The sequence below is a fragment of the Micrococcus lylae NBRC 15355 genome, assembly GCF_001570885.1.
Classification (GTDB): domain Bacteria; phylum Actinomycetota; class Actinomycetes; order Actinomycetales; family Micrococcaceae; genus Micrococcus; species Micrococcus lylae.
In genome coordinates, this window is record NZ_BCSN01000025.1 from 12,103 (window position 1) to 30,792 (window position 18,690).

Genomic DNA, 18,690 nt, shown 5'->3' on the forward strand with positions numbered 1-18,690 from the left:
CAGGCGAGGGGCCGACGCGCGCCGGAGGCGAGGGGCCGTCGTCGTGGATCCAGGGCGGCGCGGCCGGCTCAGGTCACGGGTAGAGGCCGCGCAGGACGTGGGCCTCGGCGACGCGCTCGACGGCGGTGACCATGGCGGCCTCGCGCAATGAGGTGCCGTGCTTCTGAGCGGTGGCGATGAGGCGGTTCCAGGCGCCGGTCATGCGCTTCTCGAGCTTCTCGTTCACCTCGTCCAGGGTCCACCAGTAGGCCTGGCCGCCCTGCACCCACTCGAAGTAGGAGACGATCACGCCGCCGGCGTTGGCGAGGATGTCCGGGACGACCATGACGCCGGCCTCGTTGAGGATGCGGTCGGCCTCGCCGGTGGTGGGTCCGTTGGCGCCCTCCACGATGATCCTCGCCTTCACGTCCGCGGCGTTGTCCTCGGTGAGCACGCCCTCCACCGCGGCCGGGACGAGCAGGTCCACGTCCATGGTGAGCAGATCGGCGGCCTCGAGCTTCTCGGTGCCCGGGCAGTCCACCACGGAGCCGGTCTCCGCAACGTGCTTCTGCAGGGCGGAGAAGTCCAGGCCGTCCTCGTTCTGCACGGCGCCGTACTGGTCGCCGACGCCGAGGACCTTCACACCGGCGTTCGCGAGGAACTCCACGGTGCCGGCGCCGACCTTGCCGAAGCCCTGCACGGCGGCGGTGGCCTGCGTCGGGTCGATGCCCTTGTGCTCCAGCACGGCCAGGGCGATCTGGGTGACGCCGAGCGAGGTCGCCGCAGCGCGGCCCTGGGAGCCGCCGAGGGCGACCGGCTTGCCGGTCACGACCTCCGGGACCGTATGCCCCACGGACACGGAGTAGGTGTCCATCATCCAGGCCATGGTGTTCTCGTCCGTGCCCACGTCCGGGGCGGGGATGTCCTTGTCCGGGCCGATGATCGGCATGATCTCGGAGGTGTAGCGGCGGGTGACCCGCTCCAGCTCGGCCTGGGAGTAGTCACGCGGGTCGATGGCGACGCCGCCCTTGGCGCCGCCGTAGGGGACGTCCAGCAGGGCGCACTTCCACGTCATCCACATGGCGAGTGCGCGGACCTCGTCCAGGTCCACGGTGGGGGCGAAGCGGGTGCCGCCCTTCGCGGGGCCGCGGGAGAAGTTGTGCTGCACACGGTGGCCGTGGAGGACCTCGATCTCGCCGGAGTCGCGGCGCAGCGGGATGGACACGGACATCTCGCGGCGGGGGCTCTTGAGGGTCTCGTGCATGCCCTCGTCGTAGCCGAGGGTCTCGATCGCCTTCGCCAGCTGGGCATGCGCGTTGGCGAGGACGGGCGAGGGTTCGGACGATGCGGTGCTCATCGCGATGGCATTCCTTCGTGGGTCGGGAACGGAATGGGCGCGCGGCGGCACCGGGTGACGGCCACCACGCTGTAGCTCACCCCGGAACTGTAGGCACAGCGAAGGGGCCGGGACCACACTCGGCGGCCCCGGCCCCCCGTTGTCCGGAATCCGGAGTTCAGCCTGCGGCAACAGGCCCGCTCGGCCTGCGCCGTTCAGTCCGCAGACTCCGCGTGGCTGAGGCCGGCGACCCCTCCCCGGGACCGCCGGCCTCATGGCCCGGCTGCGGCTCAGAAGCCGTTGTAGCGGTAGGCCTGCTGGCTCCAGAACGCGTTGCCCCAGGTGTGGGTCAGAGCGACGGCGCCGTGGCTGCCGTTCTGCTCGAGGGTGCGGAACTGGGTCTTGGCGTCGTCCACCCAGCCGTTGAAGATCACCACGTGGCCGGCGGCGCCGGCGCTGCCGGGGCCGAGGTTGCCGATGATGTCTCCGGGCTGCAGGTCCTCCTTGGCGATCGGGCTGAACTTCTCCGGCAGGTTCACGGTGGAGTACGACTGGTCGCGCAGGTTGTAGGCCATGGCGACCATGCCGGAGCAGTCGGTGCGGAACTTGTAGCCGTCCGCGTCAGGGCCGGGGGCGTAGCCCTCCATCGAGTAGGGCAGGCCCTGGCTCACCCAGTGGTTCGCGCGGTCCAGCACCTGCTGGCGGTCGGCGCCCGGGTCCGGGGCGGGGTCCTCCGCGGTGTCGCAGGCGCCGAGGCCGGCGGCGTCCGGGATGGTCACATAAGCGCGGGAGACGTAGCCGGTCTGGCCGTTGTAGGTGACCTTGCCCCAGTGATGGGTGGAGTACGCGCCCTCCACCTGCTCGCCCTCGGTCTGGCACTCCACGGTGATGTCGGTGCCTCCCGGGATGGAGCCGAGCACGGCGGAGCCGGTGGTGGCCTCGGCGCGGATGTTCACGGCGTCGGTGGTGGTGCCTCCGGCGGCAGCGGAGGCGGCAGGAGCCTGCACGGCGGTGAGCCCGCCGGCCATGAGCACGGCGGCGGCGGTGCCGAGGAGTCGGCGGGAACGGAGGGTCGTGGTGTTCTTCGGCATGGGACTGGTCTCCTCACGGTGAGCGTGATCTGGGGACATGCCAACGCGTGGATCACGGTGACGTCTACGACGCTAGGGAAGCCGACAACGGCCCGTCCATGGGCTCAGGAACATCATGGACTCAGGTGCCGGGCGGCATGGACTCAGGTGCCAGGCGGCGGCGACGATCGTCTCTCCTCGGTGCTCCTCACCTGCGTGTCGCGGTGATCATGGCGTAGCCGGCGCTCGACCGGATCGCCCCGTCCTGGCCGGCACACTCCTCGAGGTGCCCGCGCAGCGCCTCCAGCAGCGCCTGCCGCCGGTCCCCCGCCATGGCCAGGGACCAGGTGTGGGTGGGGCTGCCTTCGAGGTAGAGCTCCATGCCGGCCTCCACGCTCGGAAAGTCCCAGGTCAGGTCACGGTGCTCCACACGCACGTCCGCGAACCACGGGCCCAGGCGTTCGGCAGCCACCCCGTCCTGCGCCCACCGCATGTGCGGCGGGGTGTGCGGCGCCTGGCCCGCCGGGGCCACGGCAGCCGTCATGCGGTCCGTCATCTCGGCGAGGAACCCACGGCCGTCCCAGGCGGTCATCACCAGGGTCCCGCCCGGGGCGAGCACGCGCGCCCATTCGGCGGGTCCGGCGCAGGGGTCGCAGATCATCGCCGCGAAGGAGGAGGCGATGGCGTCCACGGCGCCGCCCTTCAGCCCGGTGTGCTCGCCGTCCGCGAGGACCCAGTCGGCCTCCGGCACGCGTGCCCGCCCGATCTCGACCATGGCCGGCGTGGGGTCCAGGGCGGTGACCCGGAACCCACGTGCAACCAGCTTCGCGGCGCCCTGTCCATGGCCGGCACCGAGGTCGAGGACGTGGGCGCCGGACCGCACCCGGGCGGCGACCTCCTCCGCCACGGCGAGCGCCGCCGGCCTCAGCCGGGCGGCGGTGGGTGCGTAGTCCGAACTGGCCCAGATGTCCGCGGGAGTGGGAGTGCTCATGCCCGGCACTCTACTGCGAACGCTTCGCAGTTCAAGCCCGGGAGTTCCCCGGGGAGCCGCGGATTCCGGGCCGCGTCTTGGAGCCGCAGGCACAGGCCCGTGCCCATGACCGTCTCCCCGCTCGCACCGCGCCACGCCGCGGCCCGCTGGCCCTGGTGCTCGGCCGCTTCGTGCCGATCGTCCACACCTGCATGCCGGTCGCCGCCGGCACCGCGGGCATGTCCTACCGCTCCTTCGTGGGCTGGAACGTGACCGGCGCGGAAGACGGCGGCCTGACAGGGGCCGCCTGACAGGGCCTCCTCCCGCGCCGGAGCCTCCTCGGCACGGTTCTCCTCCTCCGCTTCACGACGACGGCCGCCCACCTTCCGGTAGGCGGCCGCGTCGCGTGCGGGGCCGGGCCGGGCAGGACAGCCTCTCCCCGGGCCGCGCCCCCTCACCAGAGCAGGCGGAGCGCCGCCTCCTCTCCACGGACAGCGAGCGTGGAGAATGCCGCGTCCCTGGTGATCAGGACCAGCCCATCACGCATCGCCTGGGCTGCCAGCATCCGGTCGAAGGGGTCTCGATGGGTCCAGTCGAGGCCTCCGGCGAGGAGTGCGTGGCCTGAGTCGACGGGCAACGGACGCGCACCCAGGCGAGCCACCTGCACATCCCATTGCGGCAGCCAGGCATCGGCGCCGGGCAGCTTTCCGAGGCGACTCTTCGTGGCAACCTCCCACGCGCTCGCCGCCGAAACGAACAGGTCGACCGAGGCGTCCTCGAGTACCCCGCGCGACTGTGCTCCCAGGCGGTCCGGATCGTTCACTGCCCAGATGAATGCATGTGTGTCGAGGAGGACGGCCGCCTGCTCTCGGCCAGTCATCAGGCCTCCCAGACCTCGAGCTCGTCCTCGGGCAGCTCATCGAAGAAGCCGTCCGGCAGCCGGTAGGAGCCGAACCCGAGCTCCCGCCGGGCGGGCTCCACCGGAACCAGGCGCGCGACACCCCGATCGCCCCGGGCGATGAGGATCTCCTCGCCTGCCTCGACGCGCTTGAGCAATGCCGACAGATGTGTCTTCGCCTGGTGCACCTTCACCGTCTCCATAGCTCGACGATACGGACCCGCCAGAGGTTAGTCAATACAGTTAGTCCATCTGTGGAGGACAGGTGCTCTGCCCCGCCTCAGCCGCGCACGCGGATGCCGTCAGGGCCGAGCACCCTTGCGCAATGTCCCGGTCGAAGACCTTCCGGCCGGCGAACCAGGTCTGCACCGCCTGCACAGAAGGGATCTCCTCCACGTCCACCTCCCGGAGGTTGGCGGAGAGGACCGCAAGGTCCGCAGACTTGCCGGGCGAGAGCGTCCCAGTGACCTCGGCCAGCCCCATCGCCTCAGCCGGAGCCGTGGTGTAGACGTGCAACGCCTCCTCCAGGGTGAGCGCCTGCTCGGGCCAGAGGGCGCCGGGGAACTGACAAGTCGGGTCCTTGCGGGTGACCAGGCCGTAGATCGCCTCGAACGCGTTCGGGGTCTCGCTGACCGGCCAGTCCGAGCCGCCGGCGACGATGGCGCCGGCGTCCACGAGGGAGCGATTCGGCTGCAGGCGGGAGCCGCGTTCCTCGCCGAGCACGTCCTTGATGGCATTGGCGATCACGCCGGGGAACCAGAGGGCCGGAGAGATGTCCGCGACCACACCGAGCTCACGGAAACGCGGCACGTCCTCCGGGTGCACGAACTGGCCGTGCGCCACGTGATACCGGACGTCGGTGTGGCCGGCCTCGCGGACCTTCTGCACGGTGTCCAGGACGAGGCGCACCGAGGCGTCGCCGGTGCAGTGGATCTTCGCTGAGATGCCTCGCTCAGCGGTGCCCATGAGCCAGCCCTCGAGCTCGGCGGGGTCCATGGTGGTCTGCCCGTGGTGGCAGCCGCCGAACCCGGCCTCCGCCAGGTAGGGCTCGATGAATGCGCCGGTGCCGGCCGGGGGCACGCCGTCCAGAAAGATCTTGATGAAGTCCGGACGGTGGTGCGGACTGCGGGTGCCCTCACGCTCGGCGATAATCCCCTCTCCCAGCGGGGCCGTGCCGAAGATGAAGTCGTTGGCCTGCATGGAAGTGACCACCCAGGCGGTCAGTTCGTCGGCATCGTCCAGCACCTTGAGCGCCTTCATCAGCTGCAGAGAGGCGGCGGCATCCTGGAACGCGGTGACGCCGTAGGAGTGCAGGATCTCGATGCCGCGCCGCGCCGCCTGGGCATAGTCCTCGTCGCGGGTGGGGTGCAGGCGCTCTCGAAGCTGCTCCATGTCCCTGCCCGCCGCCTCGATCAGCACGCCGGTGACGTGGCCGTCCGCGTCACGCAGGTACTGGCCACCCTCCGGATCAGTCACCGTGTCGCCGATCCCGGCGAGGGCAAGGGCCGCCGAGTTGGCCCAGCGATTGTGCTTCGAGTCGTCCTTGAGCACCGCCGGCCGCCCACCGGTCGCCTCGTCGAGACGGGCAAGCGCCTCGGTTGAGTTGATCTGGTTCATCAAGCCGGAGCCCCAGCTGCCGCCCACGACCCACTCCTCGGGTCCGAGCCGTGCCGCGTGTGCGGCGACCGCCTCCAGGAGCCCGTCGAGGTCGAGGGTCGGCGAGGCATCAAGCTCGAACAGGTCCATCTGCCCTGCGATCAGGTGGTGGTTGTGAACGTCATGGAGTCCCGGCAGGACGTAGGCGTCGCCGAGGTCCACGACATTCGTATCCGGTCCCCGCAGCTCCATCGCCGCGGCTCCGACTGCGGCCACCTTGCCGTCGATCACGGCCAGAGCCGTGACGGTGCCGAGTTCGGGGTCGAGAGTGTCGATGGTGCCGTTGACGAAGAGGGTGTGAGCGTCCATGCATCCACCGTCACACCGACCAGGGTCGTGCGCATTGACTCTGCGCGAAGGGTGGGCGCCGACGAGCGCAGGCTCAACCCCGCACACGGATGCCGTCCGGACCGGGCTCCATGGTGACGCCGGAGAGGTCGGGCACCAGGTGGTCGGCCGCGGAGAGCCGGGCGAGGTCATGCGAGGTGCCGACGGCCAGCACGGTGGCCCCGGCGTTGCGGCCGGCACCGACGCCGGCGGGAGCATCCTCCACCACCAGGCAGCGGGCGGGGTCCACGCCGAGGCGTTCGGCGGCCATGCGGTAGCCCTGCGGGTCCGGCTTGCCCGCCGCCACGTCCTCCGCAGCGACGAACACCTCGGGCACGGGCAGTCCCGCGGCGTCCAGGCGCAGAGCCATCAGGTCGCGGCCGCCGGAGGTGACGGCGGCCCACCGTCCGGCGGGCAGTCCGTCCAGGATCCGCAGCGCACCGGGCAGGGCCACGATCCCGTCCAGGTCGTTCGTCTCGTACTCGAGCAGCTCCGCTGCGGCGGCGTCCACCAGGTCGGCGGGGAAGAACTCCTCGATGGTGTCCCGTGCGCGGCGGCCGTGGGTCACCGAGAGCAGACGCTCCACCTCCACGCCGTGGGCCTCGGCCAGCCGGGTCCAGGAGCGTTCCACGGAGGCGGTGGAGTCGGCGAGGGTGCCGTCGATGTCGAAGAGCACGGCGTCCACGGTGAGGTCGAAGGAGCTCATGCCCTCCAGGCTGTCACGTCCTCAGGCGCTGCGGACAGCCGTGTGCCGCGCGATGTACCCGGCGGTGGTGAGCGTGAGGTCCGGGCGGGCCCGGCGGACCCGGTCGATCAGGTCCAGCTCGGACATTCCACGGGTCCCACCGGGCACGAGGTCCTCAGCCCAGGCCGCGGCCTCGGACTCGCAGGAGAAGCCGGCCTCACGCAGGACGAGGCGCTGATCGCGTCGGTCGCCGAAGACCTTCCGCCAGAACGTGTTGCCGCCGTCGCCGTTCATCATGGTCATACTCCCCTCTGCGTCTGTGCACCGCCCCGGCCCGTGAAGGGTCCTCCGCCGGCCCCGGGCGCCGGTGCCGGGCGCACCCGCGTCAGGTGCGCCGTGGCTCCCACGCTACTGACGGCCCGCACAGCGCACCTCCACCGGAAGACGGATCCTGCCACGCCGGCGCCTCCCCCTCCCGGCGGACCTTCTCCCCGCGCGGTCTATTCGGTGACCGCCTGTACGCACCGGGGGCGCGCCCCGGCGGACCTGCTCCCCGCGCGGCCTATTCCCGCCGGAGCCGGATGTGTCCCCGCATGACCCCGCGTTGCCCCGCATGACTGCATCCCTCGCTTCGAGACCCCCGGCGGGTGTGTCATGGCCGCCATGATCATCACCGGACTCCTCCTGGGCACCGTGCTGGGCTTCGTGTTCCAGCGCGGGCGCTTCTGCGTCACGGGTGCGTTCCGTGACCTGTTCACCCTCCGCTCGTCCCGCTGGCTCACCGCCTTCATGGTGGTGGTGGCCGTACAGTCCGTGGGCGTGTTCGCCCTGGACGCCGCCGGCGTCATCACCCTGGCCCCGGAGACCTTCCCGTGGCTGGGCACCATCCTGGGCGGCCTGATCTTCGGCTTCTCGATCGTGCTGGCCGGCGGCTGCGCCACCGGCACCTACTACCGCGCCGCCGAGGGCCTGGTGGGCTCCTGGTTCGCGCTGATCTTCTACATCGTGGGCGCCGCAGCGTTCCGCAAGGGCCCGCTGGCCGGCACCACCGAGGCCGTCCGCTCCGTGGAGACGCAGACCGGCTCGTTCCAGCAGCTGACGGGGCTGTCCCCGTGGGTGTTCGTGGCGGTCCTCGTGGCAGCCGTGGGCGTGGCCGTCCGCCACCACCTGCGCCGCGAGTCCCGGATGACCCGCTTCCGGCTGCCGGCCACCAAGACGGGCCTGGCCCACGTGCTCACCGAGAAGGCATGGCACCCGTTCGTCACCGCCGCGATCATCGGTGTGCTGGCGATCCTCGCCTGGCCGCTGTCCTGGGCCACCGGCCGCGAGTCCGGCCTGGGCATCACCGGGCCCTCGGCGAACATCGGCGCGTACATCGGCACCGGGGACCCGGAGCTGGTCGACTGGGGCGTGATGCTCGTGCTCGGCCTGCTGGTCGGCTCGTTCATCGCCGCGAAGGCCTCCGGCGAGTTCCGCATCCGCATCCCGGACGCCACCACCACGGTCCGCTCGATTATCGGCGGCCTGGGCATGGGCTGGGGCGCGGCGTGGGCCGGCGGCTGCACCATCGGCAACGCCATGGTGAACACCGCGACCTTCACGTTCCAGGGCTGGGCATCCCTGGTGTTCATGATCCTCGGCACCGGGCTGGCCACGAAGATCTTCATCCTCAACCACCGCGGCAAGGGCGCCACCCCGGCTGCCACCGCCTCCCCGGTGACGCTCACCCCGGTCGGCTGACCGGGCCCCACGCCCTCCTTCCCGACGACGGCCGCCCCCCCTTCCCCGCCCGGCCCACCTCCACGGTGGGCGGGCAGGCGGAGGCGAGGAGCCGTCGTCGGGAAGACGGAGACGACCCCCACGAACCAAGGAGAGACACCCATGGCACGCCACCTTCTCGAGACCGACGGACAGGTCTGCCCCTTCCCGCTGGTGGAGGCGAAGCAGGCGATGGCGCAGATCCCCAGCGGGGACGAGCTGGTCATCGACTTCGACTGCACCCAGGCCACCGACTCGCTGCCGCGCTGGGCGGCCGAGGACGGCCACGAGGTCACCGAGTTCACCAAGCGCGGTGCGGCCGAGTGGACGATCGTGGTGCGGAAGGGCTGAGCGCCTGGTGGAAGACGAGCACCCCGGCCGGCACGACAACAGCTGACCGCGCCTGTCGGACTATGGGTCTTTTGCGCTCATCGTCGATCACAAACTCGTAGCGCGCCTCGGTCAGAGTCGGCGACTCAACTCTCGGGATGCCGCGACCACGTCGTCACCCAGTTCCGCCTCTCGGTCCGGTTCCACACGACTCGCTAGAGCGGCGACAGACACGGCTCCGACTACCTCCTTGTAGGAATTGAAGACTGGTGCCGCAAAGCTGACGGCCTCGGCCACGCGTTCGCTGTCCGTACGGGCATACCCCACCTCTCGGACATGCTCCAGACGCCCCCGGATCCGTTCCGGCCGCGTCTCCGTACGATCCGACATCGCAGGCACCGGTCGATTGAGCACCCACTCGATCTCACGCTCAGGGAGGAACGCGAGCATCGCCTGCCCGGACGCGCCGACCGTCAGCGGCAAACTGAGTCCGACCTGCACTGAAATCCGGATGAGACGCGAGCTCTCGACCTGACCGACATAAAGGCGGCGATAGCCCACACGGGCAGAGAGCGTCGCCGTCTCCCCAGTGACCTCCGCGAGCTCGGCGAGAGTAGGCAACCCCTCAGCACGCAAGCGAGAGCTCGCCGCCGCCGCATCCCCCAGTGCAAGAGCTGCACTCCCGAGTCGATACTTGCGTGTCTGGCGGTCCTGTTCAACGACATGAGCAGCACACAATTCCTGCAAGATTCGATGCGCCACAGCCTTTGAAAGCCCGGACATCCGGCCAATCTCGCTGACTCCGAGCTCAGTTTTCCCCTCCGAGAAGGCCAGCAACACCCGGACGACTCGGCCGGTGGTGGACTCGGACTGGCGCACAGATTCCACGTTCTTCATGCTCGTGAGACTAGTCAAAGAAGATCCAGATAGGGCCTGGTCATCGGTCTGCGGCACAGGAACCGGCCCGGTCGGACGCGTGCCGCACGGCTTCCTCCGACCGGGCCGCTCTTCAGCCGGCAAGGCCAGTCCGACTCAGTCCCAGCGCGCCACTGCAGTCTCAGCCGCGAGCAATGACAAGCCGAGTGCCGGCAGCAGGCCATTGCCCGCCATATACCCCGCCGGGCCGTGCCCGGAGATGCCGACGGCGGCACCGCCTGCAGCGTACAAGCCCGGAATCGGCTCTCCGTCCAAGGTCAGGACCCGGGCGCTCCCGTCCACCCTCAGACCACCCTGAGTATGGAAGAGCGCGGGGACAACCTTGACCGCGGCGAGAGACTCTCCTAGAGGCGCCTCCCAGAAGGTACGACCGTACGGGTCCGACTCCTCGCCAGCCGCGTAGGCACGGGTCTGTCGGAGGGTCTCTTCGAAACCCGCGGCATCAAAGCCGGCGGCCTCCGCGAGAGAGGCCGGGCCATCTCCCCAGCGCACACCACCCGACTCGACGACGTCAACGAAGTCCTGGAAGACCATGCAATCGTCGTAGATCCTTCGGTCGATCACGATCCAGGAAGTCCCGTCGGCATGCTCGAGCGACTCCCTGGCGTACTCCGAGTAGCCAGAGGTCTCGTTGCCGTAACGCTTGCCGTCAGCACCCACTAGGAAGCCACCGTGCATCACGGAAGCCCAGGTCATGAGCATCTGGGACGGAACGGCCAGAGCGGCATGGCCCTGGTAGGAGTCCAGATAGGCACTCGCCGCGCCAAGCTCCTCCCCGATGCGCAGTGCGTCGCCTTTCGACTCCTCCGACCCGTAGTACGTGGCGCCTGCAATCTCCGGGATGTACTCCTTCACCAGCTCCTCCGCGGCTCCGTAGCCGTTTGTGGCCAGCAAAACGTCACGCGCGGGGATCTCCTCCTCAGTGCCGTCTGGCATGGAAACCACGACAGCGCAGACAGCACCTGCGTCGTCGACCTTGACACTCTCCAGGCGGGCGGGAACTAGCACATCGATCAGGTCCGACTCCGCCACCTTGGAGGTGAGCATGTTCAGCATCGCCTTGCCAGACCGCCCAGGAATCGTGTGACAGCGATGGTAGGCGTGGCCCGGGTAGGAGAAGTCAGTGACCAGGGAGATCGGCATCTCCAGGTGGTCGGCCATCCACTCGACGAGGCGCCCGCTGCTCTCGGCGAGCGCACGGGCAAGGTCTTCTTCTGCATCTCCACCAGTCTTCTTGAGGACGTCCGCCACGAACGCCTCCGGAGAGTCGTTAACACCGGCCTCGGCCTGCCAGCGCGAGCCAGCACCTGGGATCATCGCTGTGGACATAGAGGTGTTATTGCCGCGCTTGTAGTTCGGGTTGGCCTCGACCACGAGCACGGTCTTGCCCAGTTCCGCAGCGCGGAGTGCAGCTACGAGCCCCCCGCCTGCACCGGCCACGATCAGATCCGGGCCTTCGAATTCTTCCTGCATGGCTCCTCCTCGTTGCCACCTCGCACAGGTGCGCCCGACACGACCCGTCAGGAACTCATGATGTTCCGTTCACTGGAACACGGTTTCGAAGTTTTTTCCTCACAACCCTAGCGATTCCCCCACAATCCTGGCAGACTGACCACATTCAGACAAGATGTGGGGCATTTCACACGGTCCGCACGACGGAACAGTCGCGGGCGTTACTGGCCCCGCTGGGCTCGCCCCACCATTCCTCGACGAAGGGTTGGAAACATGCGCAAGAAGAGACTCTCAATTGCAGCAGCAGCAGCCTTGCTGCTCGGACTCACAGCATGCGGTGACAACGGCGGCTCCTCCGATGAGATTGCCATCGGCGCGGTCCATCCGCTCTCCGGTCCACTCGCCGGCGTCGGCGGCATGATGAATGACGGCGCAGAACTCGCCGTCGACGACATCAACGCGGCCGGTGGCATCAAGTCAATCCATGGCGCCAAGCTCACACTGATGGACGGGGACTCCGAGGGTTCCGCAGCCGTTGGTCAAACTGAAGCGCGCCGCCTTGTGAGCGACGGTGCAGTAGCCCTAATCGGGACCTACCAATCGGATGTCACTGAAAATGTGGCTGCCATGGCGGAACGCTCCGACGTTCCTCTCGTCATCGATGTCGCCATCGACGACAAGATCCTCTCTCACGGATACAAGTATGTTTTCCGAATCCAACCTAACGCATCAACAATGGGGGCATCCGGCGCAGAAGTCCTCTCTCAGATCGGCAAGGCAACCGGTCAGGACGTAACCAAGGTCTCCTACATGCATATTGAAGGGGCGTTCGGAGAGAGCACCTACCAGGCCTTTCGCAAGGAAGCTGAAAAGCAGGGCATCCAGGTCGTGCGCAATGTTTCATACCCAGCCACCAATTTCTCCGACGCAACCACCGCAGTCACTCAGGCGCTCAGCGGTGATCCTGACGTCCTGGTGGTCTCCGGCTACTACCCAGACAATCTGTTGATTGCTGAAGCCGTCAAGGCCATCAATCCCAACATAAAAGCCGTCTTCGGCATTGCTTCAGGCGCATACGACGACACTTCATTCCCGTCCGACGGTGGAGCAGCCGCTAATGGCGTACTTAGTGCAAACTACCACTATTCTGCAACATCCAAGCGGGCCCAGGATATTCGAAAGCGTTTCCAGGAGAAATACGGCCGACCAATGGAGACAGCCGCGATGCTCAGCTATCAGGCAGTTGAAGTCATCGCAGCCGGCCTCGAGAAATCGGGATCCAATGACCCCGTCGCACTACAAAATGCCATCGCTAATATCCGCATCGATGACACACTCCTCGAATTCAAGGGACCGATTGAATTTGACGACAAGGGCGAGAACAAGAATGCGACCGTCATCGTGACCCAGGTCCAGAAGGGCCGGATCGAACAAGTCTTCCCCGAGGAGTTCGCTACCTCGGACCTCATTTTCCCCGCCCGCGATCATTGAACGACGTAGCCAACGTTTAAGGATCCAAACCCCGAACGGGAGATTCCGTGTCCAAAACAACAAACTTCTCGCCCGAACAGACGTCGGCGCACCCGCCGCTCCTCAAACGTAGACAGACAAGGATTATTCTCGCGACCATTGCGGTAGCCGTGCTGCTCGTTGCGGGTGTCTACCTGCTCGGGGGCCAGCCGACACGGTTGGTCAACCAGGCACTCATTTCCGGTGTGCTACTCGGAGGCGTATATGCCCTCGTCTCACTCGGTCTGACGCTTATCTTTGGAGTGTTGCACATCGTGAACTTCGCCCAGGGAGCGATGCTCACACTTTCCATGTACACCGTGTTCATGCTCTCTACGCAGGCGGGTCTCAATCCTTACCTAGCCGCCGTCCTGACCATCCCGATCATGTTTGCATTCGGTTGGGCATTTCAAGCAGGCATCATGAACAGGGTCATGGGCGACACCAGCCACGAACGACCCCTGCTCGTAACGCTGGGTCTTTCCCTGCTTATCATCAACGGCTTGCTGATGGCGTTCGGCGGACGGCCAGCGGCCGTGGAGTCTCCGCTTGCAGGCAGTATTAGCCTCTTCGGAACGCTGGTCGATCGCCCTCGTCTGATCGCCTGCCTCGGCGCGCTCGTCGTCGGCGCCCTTCTGACGCTGGTCCTTCGAAAGACCCCGCTGGGTCTCGCCATCCGCGCCGTCGCGGCCAACGACACCGGAGCGGCACTGGTGGGCGTGAACGTCAAGCGGATCTACGCCATGACCTTTGGCCTCGGGGCCGTGTGCGTGGCGGTGGCAGGAGGCCTCATGGCTCCGTTTACCTCGCTCATCCCTACGGCGGGTGAACAGTTCACGACTCTCGCATTCGTGATCGTGGTGCTCGGCGGCCTCGGAAGTATCCCCGGTGCTCTCGTAGGTGGTCTCATCGTGGGCCTCGTCCAGACCGTTGGGTCCCTATACCTTCCCGGTGGTGGTTCGCTGCTACTGGTCTTCGTCCTCTTCCTGCTCGTCCTCTTCCTTCGGCCACAGGGCCTGTTTGGAGCAAAGCAATGAGCCAGTCAACCACTTCCACCAAGAAATCCTCACCTTCTTCCAGGAGCGTCCGCTCGTGGAACAGCGGACCAGGCGAGGCGACTCGCGAGTACCTCGTGCTCGGCGTAGGCCTTGTCGTTCTCTTCCTCCTACCCTTCCTCCTCCCCACTTCGTACCAGCCAGTCATGGTGAAGATCCTGATCTTTGCGATCATGGCGGTGGGGTGGAACATCATGTCTGGCTACGGAGGAATGTTCTCATTCGGCCATGCGGCCTTCTTTGGGATCGGCGCCTATTCGGTGGCTTATCTGCTCTCCGCTCACGGACTCAACCCGTGGTTCGGCATGCTCTTTGGAGCCATGCTGGCGGCAATCGTCGGGACTGTGTTTGCATTCTTGTGCCTGCGGTACAAGCTGGAAGGGTCGTACTTTGCCCTTGCAACTTTCGCATTCGCCCAGATGTTCTTCCTGCTGACAGAGAATCTGGAGTTCCTGAACCGCACTGAAGGCATCAACATCCCCATCCTGCAGGATGACTCGTGGCTGATGATGCAGTTCCACCCAACCAGCTACAACTACTACTGGATCGGCCTGTTCCTGCTGGTCGCTGCGGTCGCAGTTAGCATCTGGTTCGTCCACTCGCGCCCGGGACGCTTCACCACGGCCATCCGCGACGATGAAGTGGCGGCCGAGTCCCTCGGCATCGCAGTCCTGCGGCACCGTCTCATTACCGTTGCGCTGAGCTGCGCCATCACCGCGATCGCCGGCGGCTTTTACACCCAGTACTACATGTTCGTCGGCCCCAACCAAGGCTTCGGCATGCAGGTGTCGGTCGACGCGATCGTTCCGGCCGTAATCGGCGGCGTTGGCACAATCTGGGGTCCGCTCATCGGCGCCGTGGTCGTCGGCGGCCTGTCCGAGACCATCGCCGACCTAGTCCGCAACCCGCCGGCCGGGCTGGAATTCCTGCAGGGACTGAGCGGTCTTGACGTGGCCATCTACGCGATCCTGCTCATCATCATCGTTGTGTTCCTCCCCAAGGGCATCTATGGCACCATCCGAGAAAGGCTGCGCAAATGAGCATTCTGAAGCTCGAAGGACTGTCCAAGTCGTTCGGTGGCCTCAAGGCTCTCCGCGACGTCAGCATTGAGGTGTCCGAGCTTGAATTCCTCGGCATCATCGGCCCAAACGGTGCGGGCAAGACCACGCTGTTCTCGAACATAGCCGGTCAGCTGACCCCCACGTCGGGTCGGGTCGTATTCGACGATACAGACATCACTGGATGGTCCGCAGACCGGGTGGCTAAGGCTGGTCTCGTGCGCACATTCCAGCTGATGCGTCCGTTCGAGTCGATGACTGTCCTGGACAATGTGGCCATCGCATCGCACCAGAAAATACGCTCATCGCGACAAGCACGTAACCACGCGGCCGACGTGATCGAGCGGGTGGGACTGGGCGAATACATGGAGAAGATGTCTGGCACCCTGCCTACCGCAGGACTGAAGCGCCTGGAGTTGGCCCGCGCACTTGCCCTCGAGCCGAAGGTCCTCCTGCTCGACGAGGTGCTCGCCGGTCTCGTGCCCACGGAACGCGCCCCGATCATCGAGCTGCTCCGCGAGATCCACCAGGGAGGCGTGACAACCCTGTTCGTCGAACACATCATGGCCGCGGTGATGGCACTGTCGGAGCGTCTGTTGGTTATGCACGAAGGCACTCCACTCATGATCGGCGATCCCCAGGAGGTCGTGAACGACCCGACTGTGATCGAGGCCTATCTCGGAGAGGACTACTGATGTTCCTTCAACTTGACTCCACCTCCGCTGGTTACCGCCGCTTGGAAATCGTCCATGAGATCGACTTCCATGTGAACAAGGGCGAGATCGTGTCGATCATCGGTGCCAACGGTGCTGGCAAGACGACGACGTTGCGCGCCATTGCAGGACTGATCCGGCCAACCCGCGGGCAGATTCTCTTCAACGGCAAGCCCGTGCACACAATGCGCCCGGACCAGATTGTCCGGGAGGGGCTAGTGCACGTAGCACAGGACCGGGCACTCTTCGGAAACCTGGGCGTCTACGAAAATCTCGTCATGGGCGCGTTCACGCAACCAAAGTCGAGGGTGAAGGAATCGCTCGAGAAGGTCTACGACCTCTTTCCGATCCTGAAAGAGCGCCGAAACCAGCGCGCGGACACCATGTCCGGAGGCCAGCAGCAAATGCTCGCGATCGGCCGGGCCATGATGGCGCGCCCGCAGTGCCTGACGCTCGACGAGCCGTCGATCGGCCTGGCGCCGAACCTCGTAGCCGAGGTGCTCGACGCGATTAAGCGCATCCGTGACACCGGCGTGACCGTCCTGATCGTCGAGCAGAACGCCGCACAGGCGCTGGCCATCTCCGACCGCGCCTATGTCATGGAGTCCGGGTCGATCGTGCTCGAGGGCACCGGTCAAGAACTTCATGACAGCCCCGAGGTCCGCAAGGCTTACCTCGGCATGTAAGCACAGATGCCCCGGGCCGTCGTCAACGAATCGGATGCCCGGGGCATCGTGTCTCCTACCCCTCTTCGGGACACCCGCCCCACCGAACTACCGACACTGAGAAGGTCAAATGCGCATCCTCTCTGTCACACCCATCTCCGTCAGCACCGAAGAATTGCACCGCCGTCAGGACCGATACAACCGACTGTGTCCACCAGGCATCAACATTAGGCTTATGAACCTCGGCGACGACGCCGACGCCCCTGTGGCCCTGCAGACTTCGGACGACGTCAGCTCCTCCGAAGAAGCACTGTTCGCACGCTTCGCGGCCGAGGACCCGACAGGCTTCGACGCATTTATGCCGGACTGTGTACTTGACCCCTGCGTCGATGTGGACGGTCGAGACCTTGCTCTGCCGGTCCTGGGACTGTTGAAGCTCAATGCACATCACTTCGCAGGACGCGGACTTTCTGTCGGGGCCATCGTCCGCAATGACGCCATTGGAGCAGAACTCGACCGTAAGTTCAGTTCCTACGGAACCGGTGACCTCGTCGGCGGCGCCCAGGTGCTGGGCCTCTCGGTCGAGGACATATCTGATGACACGAAGTGGGGCCATGCAGTCACCGAGCATCTCGGGCGCATGGACACTGACGTGGTGGTCAATGGCTGCTCCGCCGTTGAGGTGTCTCTCGACCGGTGCAGACCTCTGCTTGTAGACCCGACGGCTCTGGCCCTCGCCTTGCTGTCGCTGCCGACGACTCCTGAGGAGTCCTCGCGACGATGACTGAGGTAGACGTGGGACGCGACAACCAGGACGAGTTGCGACAGGCTGTCGACGTTCTCGGTTCCTTCGTCGCAGGCCTTCGCTGGGAGGGCCTTCCGCGCGAGGTACGGGAGCGCCTCCCAGTGATGCTCATCGACCTGCTCGGGGTGACGGTGGCCGGGCATAACACCCCGGAATTGCAAGCCATGACCCAGGCATGGGCCCCCGGACCTGGCCGTGCGCCCCTGATCGGCTCGTCAATTAGCACTGACCCGGACACGGCAGCCGTGCTGAACGGAGTCGCCGCCTGTTGCATGGAGCTCGACGAGGGCAATAAGCACGCCCAGGGACACCCGGCCGCCCACGTGGTGTTCGCAGCACTGGCCGCGGTCCAGCGCTCAACGCGCCCTGTGTCCGGCGAGGAGCTCCTTACAGCGGTCGCCGCCGGCTACGAGGTAGCCGCGCGCTTCGGGTCCTCTCTGTTTCGTGGTCCAGCGTGGCACACCCATGGGCATTGGGGCGCGGTAGGTGCAGCAGCGGCGGCGAGCCGTCTGCTTGGTGCGGACGCCGCGGAGATCTCCGCCGCGATCGACACGTCCGGGTCTCTCATGCTCGTGACCCCCTGGCAGCACGTCCTTCAGGGCGAGTTCGCTCGAAATCTGTGGATCGGTCACGCGAATCGAGCGGGCCTGGACGCAGCACGACTGGCATTGTCTGGTCTGGTGTCCAACAGTGGGAGCCTGGCCCATTCGCTCGGCTCCATCATCGGCGAGCTGTCCCCTTCGACCCTCGTAGACGGTATTAACGACGAGTGGCTACTTCCCCGCGGCTACAGCAAGCTCCATGCCTCATGCTCCTACACGCACGCAGCAGCCGACGTAATCCTTCACCTGATGGAGGAGCACTGCGTCAATCCCAAGGACCTGCAGGGCGTGGAGATCCGCATCCATTCGCTGGCCGCACCTTTGTTCGGGCGAAGGGTGAAGAACCGCCTCTCGGCGATGTTCTCACTCCCATTCGTTGCGGCCAACGCCGCCGTGAATCGCGAAATCTCACCGCAGAGCATGAACCCGGGGGCGGATGCCTTCGCCGCGGCGATCGCATTTATGGACCGGGTGTCCGTGGAAGTCGACCCTGCCCTGGACAAGTATCTCCCCCGGGAGCGGAGGGTCGTCGTGAAGCTACTACTCGAGGACGGCGAACTCAGCGGCACGCAGCCAAACCCTATCGGCGACTCAGACCACTTTCCCTTGGACGCGACTGCTGTCCTAGATAAGGTGGCACGCCTTATCGGCCCAGAGGGGGCCGCAGCCGTGGACAAGTTCGTTACTAACCTGCCCGGAGCATCCGACATGGCCGCAATTCTTACCCATGCTACCGAGACCCTGATAGTCCACGCGGACCGTTGAGCGGAACACTCGAGCGCGAAGGCGGCCAGCTCGCCAATATCACCACCTCTCCAAGATCGCTGCACGGACCACTGATTATCAGCAGTTTTCTGCCAAGCTCCCCTTGACCACCCACGCGCTG

At 66.4% G+C, this 18,690-nt stretch carries 20 protein-coding genes; 10 read left to right on the forward strand and 10 right to left on the reverse strand.

Annotation, left to right across the window (positions count from 1 at the left end; translation table 11 throughout):
• Positions 1-73: 73 nt before the first annotated feature.
• From MLY01S_RS06655 to MLY01S_RS06665, 3 genes are all read right to left on the reverse strand, one after another.
• Positions 74-1,336 (reverse strand): Glu/Leu/Phe/Val family dehydrogenase, encoded by a 1,263-nt coding sequence (locus MLY01S_RS06655; RefSeq protein WP_067190500.1) that lies wholly within the window; start codon positions 1,334-1,336, stop codon positions 74-76.
• Between the two features lie 269 nt (positions 1,337-1,605).
• Positions 1,606-2,406, reverse strand: coding sequence for an SH3 domain-containing protein (locus MLY01S_RS06660; protein ID WP_067190502.1), 801 nt, complete (start codon positions 2,404-2,406; stop codon positions 1,606-1,608).
• Between the two features lie 187 nt (positions 2,407-2,593).
• Positions 2,594-3,376 carry a class I SAM-dependent methyltransferase gene (locus tag MLY01S_RS06665; RefSeq protein ID WP_067190504.1) on the reverse strand — a complete coding sequence of 261 codons (783 nt, stop codon included), beginning with the start codon at positions 3,374-3,376 and terminating at the stop codon, positions 2,594-2,596.
• Positions 3,377-3,453: 77 nt separating this feature from the next.
• Here MLY01S_RS06665 and MLY01S_RS13120 point away from each other — a divergent pair, with 77 nt between their 5' ends.
• Entirely contained in the window at positions 3,454-3,666 is a 213-nt protein-coding gene (locus MLY01S_RS13120) for a DedA family protein (RefSeq protein WP_067190506.1), read from the forward strand.
• A gap of 143 nt (positions 3,667-3,809) precedes the next feature.
• On the opposite strand, the gene MLY01S_RS06675 is transcribed toward MLY01S_RS13120, so the two are convergent.
• From MLY01S_RS06675 to MLY01S_RS06695, 5 genes are all read right to left on the reverse strand, one after another.
• On the reverse strand, positions 3,810-4,235 hold the full coding sequence (locus MLY01S_RS06675; RefSeq protein ID WP_067190508.1) for a type II toxin-antitoxin system VapC family toxin: 426 nt from the start codon (positions 4,233-4,235) through the stop codon (positions 3,810-3,812).
• A complete protein-coding gene (locus MLY01S_RS06680) occupies positions 4,235-4,456 on the reverse strand; it encodes a type II toxin-antitoxin system Phd/YefM family antitoxin (RefSeq protein ID WP_067190511.1) in 222 nt (73 codons plus the stop codon). The genes MLY01S_RS06675 and MLY01S_RS06680 overlap by 1 nt, the downstream gene beginning before the upstream one ends.
• Positions 4,457-4,496: 40 nt before the next feature.
• The gene (locus MLY01S_RS06685) at positions 4,497-6,218 is read right to left on the reverse strand and encodes an amidohydrolase (protein WP_082739810.1); all 1,722 of its coding nucleotides are present in this window, start codon (positions 6,216-6,218) and stop codon (positions 4,497-4,499) included.
• A gap of 73 nt (positions 6,219-6,291) precedes the next feature.
• On the reverse strand, positions 6,292-6,942 hold the full coding sequence (locus MLY01S_RS06690; protein WP_067190513.1) for an HAD-IA family hydrolase: 651 nt from the start codon (positions 6,940-6,942) through the stop codon (positions 6,292-6,294).
• Positions 6,943-6,963: 21 nt separating this feature from the next.
• Positions 6,964-7,224 (reverse strand): hypothetical protein, encoded by a 261-nt coding sequence (locus tag MLY01S_RS06695; protein ID WP_067190515.1) that lies wholly within the window; start codon positions 7,222-7,224, stop codon positions 6,964-6,966.
• A gap of 360 nt (positions 7,225-7,584) precedes the next feature.
• On the opposite strand from MLY01S_RS06695, the gene MLY01S_RS06700 reads away from it, so the two are divergent.
• Both MLY01S_RS06700 and MLY01S_RS06705 read left to right on the forward strand, forming a co-directional pair.
• Positions 7,585-8,661 carry a YeeE/YedE family protein gene (locus MLY01S_RS06700; protein WP_067190555.1) on the forward strand — a complete coding sequence of 359 codons (1,077 nt, stop codon included), beginning with the start codon at positions 7,585-7,587 and terminating at the stop codon, positions 8,659-8,661.
• A 141-nt stretch (positions 8,662-8,802) separates the two neighbouring features.
• Positions 8,803-9,030, forward strand: coding sequence for a sulfurtransferase TusA family protein (locus MLY01S_RS06705; RefSeq protein ID WP_067190517.1), 228 nt, complete (start codon positions 8,803-8,805; stop codon positions 9,028-9,030).
• Between the two features lie 111 nt (positions 9,031-9,141).
• Here MLY01S_RS06705 and MLY01S_RS06710 read toward each other — a convergent pair whose 3' ends face one another.
• Positions 9,142-9,906 (reverse strand): IclR family transcriptional regulator, encoded by a 765-nt coding sequence (locus tag MLY01S_RS06710; protein ID WP_067190519.1) that lies wholly within the window; start codon positions 9,904-9,906, stop codon positions 9,142-9,144.
• A 135-nt stretch (positions 9,907-10,041) separates the two neighbouring features.
• Complete coding sequence (locus MLY01S_RS06715) at positions 10,042-11,418, reverse strand: FAD-dependent oxidoreductase (protein ID WP_067190522.1); 1,377 nt, start codon at positions 11,416-11,418, stop codon at positions 10,042-10,044.
• 252 nt (positions 11,419-11,670) lie between these two features.
• Here MLY01S_RS06715 and MLY01S_RS06720 point away from each other — a divergent pair, with 252 nt between their 5' ends.
• The 7 genes from MLY01S_RS06720 (at position 11,671) to MLY01S_RS06750 (ending at position 18,569) form a co-directional block, all read left to right on the forward strand.
• Positions 11,671-12,888 carry an ABC transporter substrate-binding protein gene (locus tag MLY01S_RS06720; protein WP_067190524.1) on the forward strand — a complete coding sequence of 406 codons (1,218 nt, stop codon included), beginning with the start codon at positions 11,671-11,673 and terminating at the stop codon, positions 12,886-12,888.
• 47 nt (positions 12,889-12,935) lie between these two features.
• Positions 12,936-13,943: a branched-chain amino acid ABC transporter permease gene (locus MLY01S_RS06725; protein ID WP_209279949.1), complete on the forward strand. Its 1,008-nt coding sequence runs from the start codon at positions 12,936-12,938 to the stop codon at positions 13,941-13,943.
• Positions 13,944-14,107: 164 nt separating this feature from the next.
• Positions 14,108-15,001, forward strand: a complete 894-nt coding sequence (locus MLY01S_RS06730) for a branched-chain amino acid ABC transporter permease (protein WP_209279950.1) — start codon at positions 14,108-14,110, stop codon at positions 14,999-15,001.
• Positions 14,998-15,714 (forward strand): ABC transporter ATP-binding protein, encoded by a 717-nt coding sequence (locus tag MLY01S_RS06735; RefSeq protein WP_067190528.1) that lies wholly within the window; start codon positions 14,998-15,000, stop codon positions 15,712-15,714. Before MLY01S_RS06730 ends, MLY01S_RS06735 begins: the two co-directional genes overlap by 4 nt.
• A complete protein-coding gene (locus MLY01S_RS06740) occupies positions 15,714-16,418 on the forward strand; it encodes an ABC transporter ATP-binding protein (protein ID WP_067190530.1) in 705 nt (234 codons plus the stop codon). Before MLY01S_RS06735 ends, MLY01S_RS06740 begins: the two co-directional genes overlap by 1 nt.
• A gap of 109 nt (positions 16,419-16,527) precedes the next feature.
• Positions 16,528-17,181, forward strand: a complete 654-nt coding sequence (locus tag MLY01S_RS06745; protein WP_135103322.1) for a hydantoin racemase — start codon at positions 16,528-16,530, stop codon at positions 17,179-17,181.
• Entirely contained in the window at positions 17,178-18,569 is a 1,392-nt protein-coding gene (locus tag MLY01S_RS06750; protein WP_067190534.1) for an MmgE/PrpD family protein, read from the forward strand. Before MLY01S_RS06745 ends, MLY01S_RS06750 begins: the two co-directional genes overlap by 4 nt.
• Positions 18,570-18,690 lie beyond the last annotated feature (121 nt).

Bases quoted from the DNA above. Each gene is read 5' to 3' on its own strand.
- MLY01S_RS06655 (WP_067190500.1), bottom strand. From the start codon at position 1,336: ATGAGCACCGCATCGTCCGAACCCTCGCCCGTCCTCGCCAACGCGCAT.
- MLY01S_RS06660 (WP_067190502.1), bottom strand. From the start codon at position 2,406: ATGCCGAAGAACACCACGACCCTCCGTTCCCGCCGACTCCTCGGCACC.
- MLY01S_RS06665 (WP_067190504.1), bottom strand. From the start codon at position 3,376: ATGAGCACTCCCACTCCCGCGGACATCTGGGCCAGTTCGGACTACGCA.
- MLY01S_RS06675 (WP_067190508.1), bottom strand. From the start codon at position 4,235: ATGACTGGCCGAGAGCAGGCGGCCGTCCTCCTCGACACACATGCATTC.
- MLY01S_RS06680 (WP_067190511.1), bottom strand. From the start codon at position 4,456: ATGGAGACGGTGAAGGTGCACCAGGCGAAGACACATCTGTCGGCATTG.
- MLY01S_RS06685 (WP_082739810.1), bottom strand. From the start codon at position 6,218: ATGGACGCTCACACCCTCTTCGTCAACGGCACCATCGACACTCTCGAC.
- MLY01S_RS06690 (WP_067190513.1), bottom strand. From the start codon at position 6,942: ATGAGCTCCTTCGACCTCACCGTGGACGCCGTGCTCTTCGACATCGAC.
- MLY01S_RS06695 (WP_067190515.1), bottom strand. From the start codon at position 7,224: ATGACCATGATGAACGGCGACGGCGGCAACACGTTCTGGCGGAAGGTC.
- MLY01S_RS06700 (WP_067190555.1), top strand. From the start codon at position 7,585: ATGATCATCACCGGACTCCTCCTGGGCACCGTGCTGGGCTTCGTGTTC.
- MLY01S_RS06705 (WP_067190517.1), top strand. From the start codon at position 8,803: ATGGCACGCCACCTTCTCGAGACCGACGGACAGGTCTGCCCCTTCCCG.
- MLY01S_RS06710 (WP_067190519.1), bottom strand. From the start codon at position 9,906: ATGAAGAACGTGGAATCTGTGCGCCAGTCCGAGTCCACCACCGGCCGA.
- MLY01S_RS06715 (WP_067190522.1), bottom strand. From the start codon at position 11,418: ATGCAGGAAGAATTCGAAGGCCCGGATCTGATCGTGGCCGGTGCAGGC.
- MLY01S_RS06720 (WP_067190524.1), top strand. From the start codon at position 11,671: ATGCGCAAGAAGAGACTCTCAATTGCAGCAGCAGCAGCCTTGCTGCTC.
- MLY01S_RS06730 (WP_209279950.1), top strand. From the start codon at position 14,108: ATGGTGAAGATCCTGATCTTTGCGATCATGGCGGTGGGGTGGAACATC.
- MLY01S_RS06735 (WP_067190528.1), top strand. From the start codon at position 14,998: ATGAGCATTCTGAAGCTCGAAGGACTGTCCAAGTCGTTCGGTGGCCTC.
- MLY01S_RS06740 (WP_067190530.1), top strand. From the start codon at position 15,714: ATGTTCCTTCAACTTGACTCCACCTCCGCTGGTTACCGCCGCTTGGAA.
- MLY01S_RS06745 (WP_135103322.1), top strand. From the start codon at position 16,528: ATGCGCATCCTCTCTGTCACACCCATCTCCGTCAGCACCGAAGAATTG.
- MLY01S_RS06750 (WP_067190534.1), top strand. From the start codon at position 17,178: ATGACTGAGGTAGACGTGGGACGCGACAACCAGGACGAGTTGCGACAG.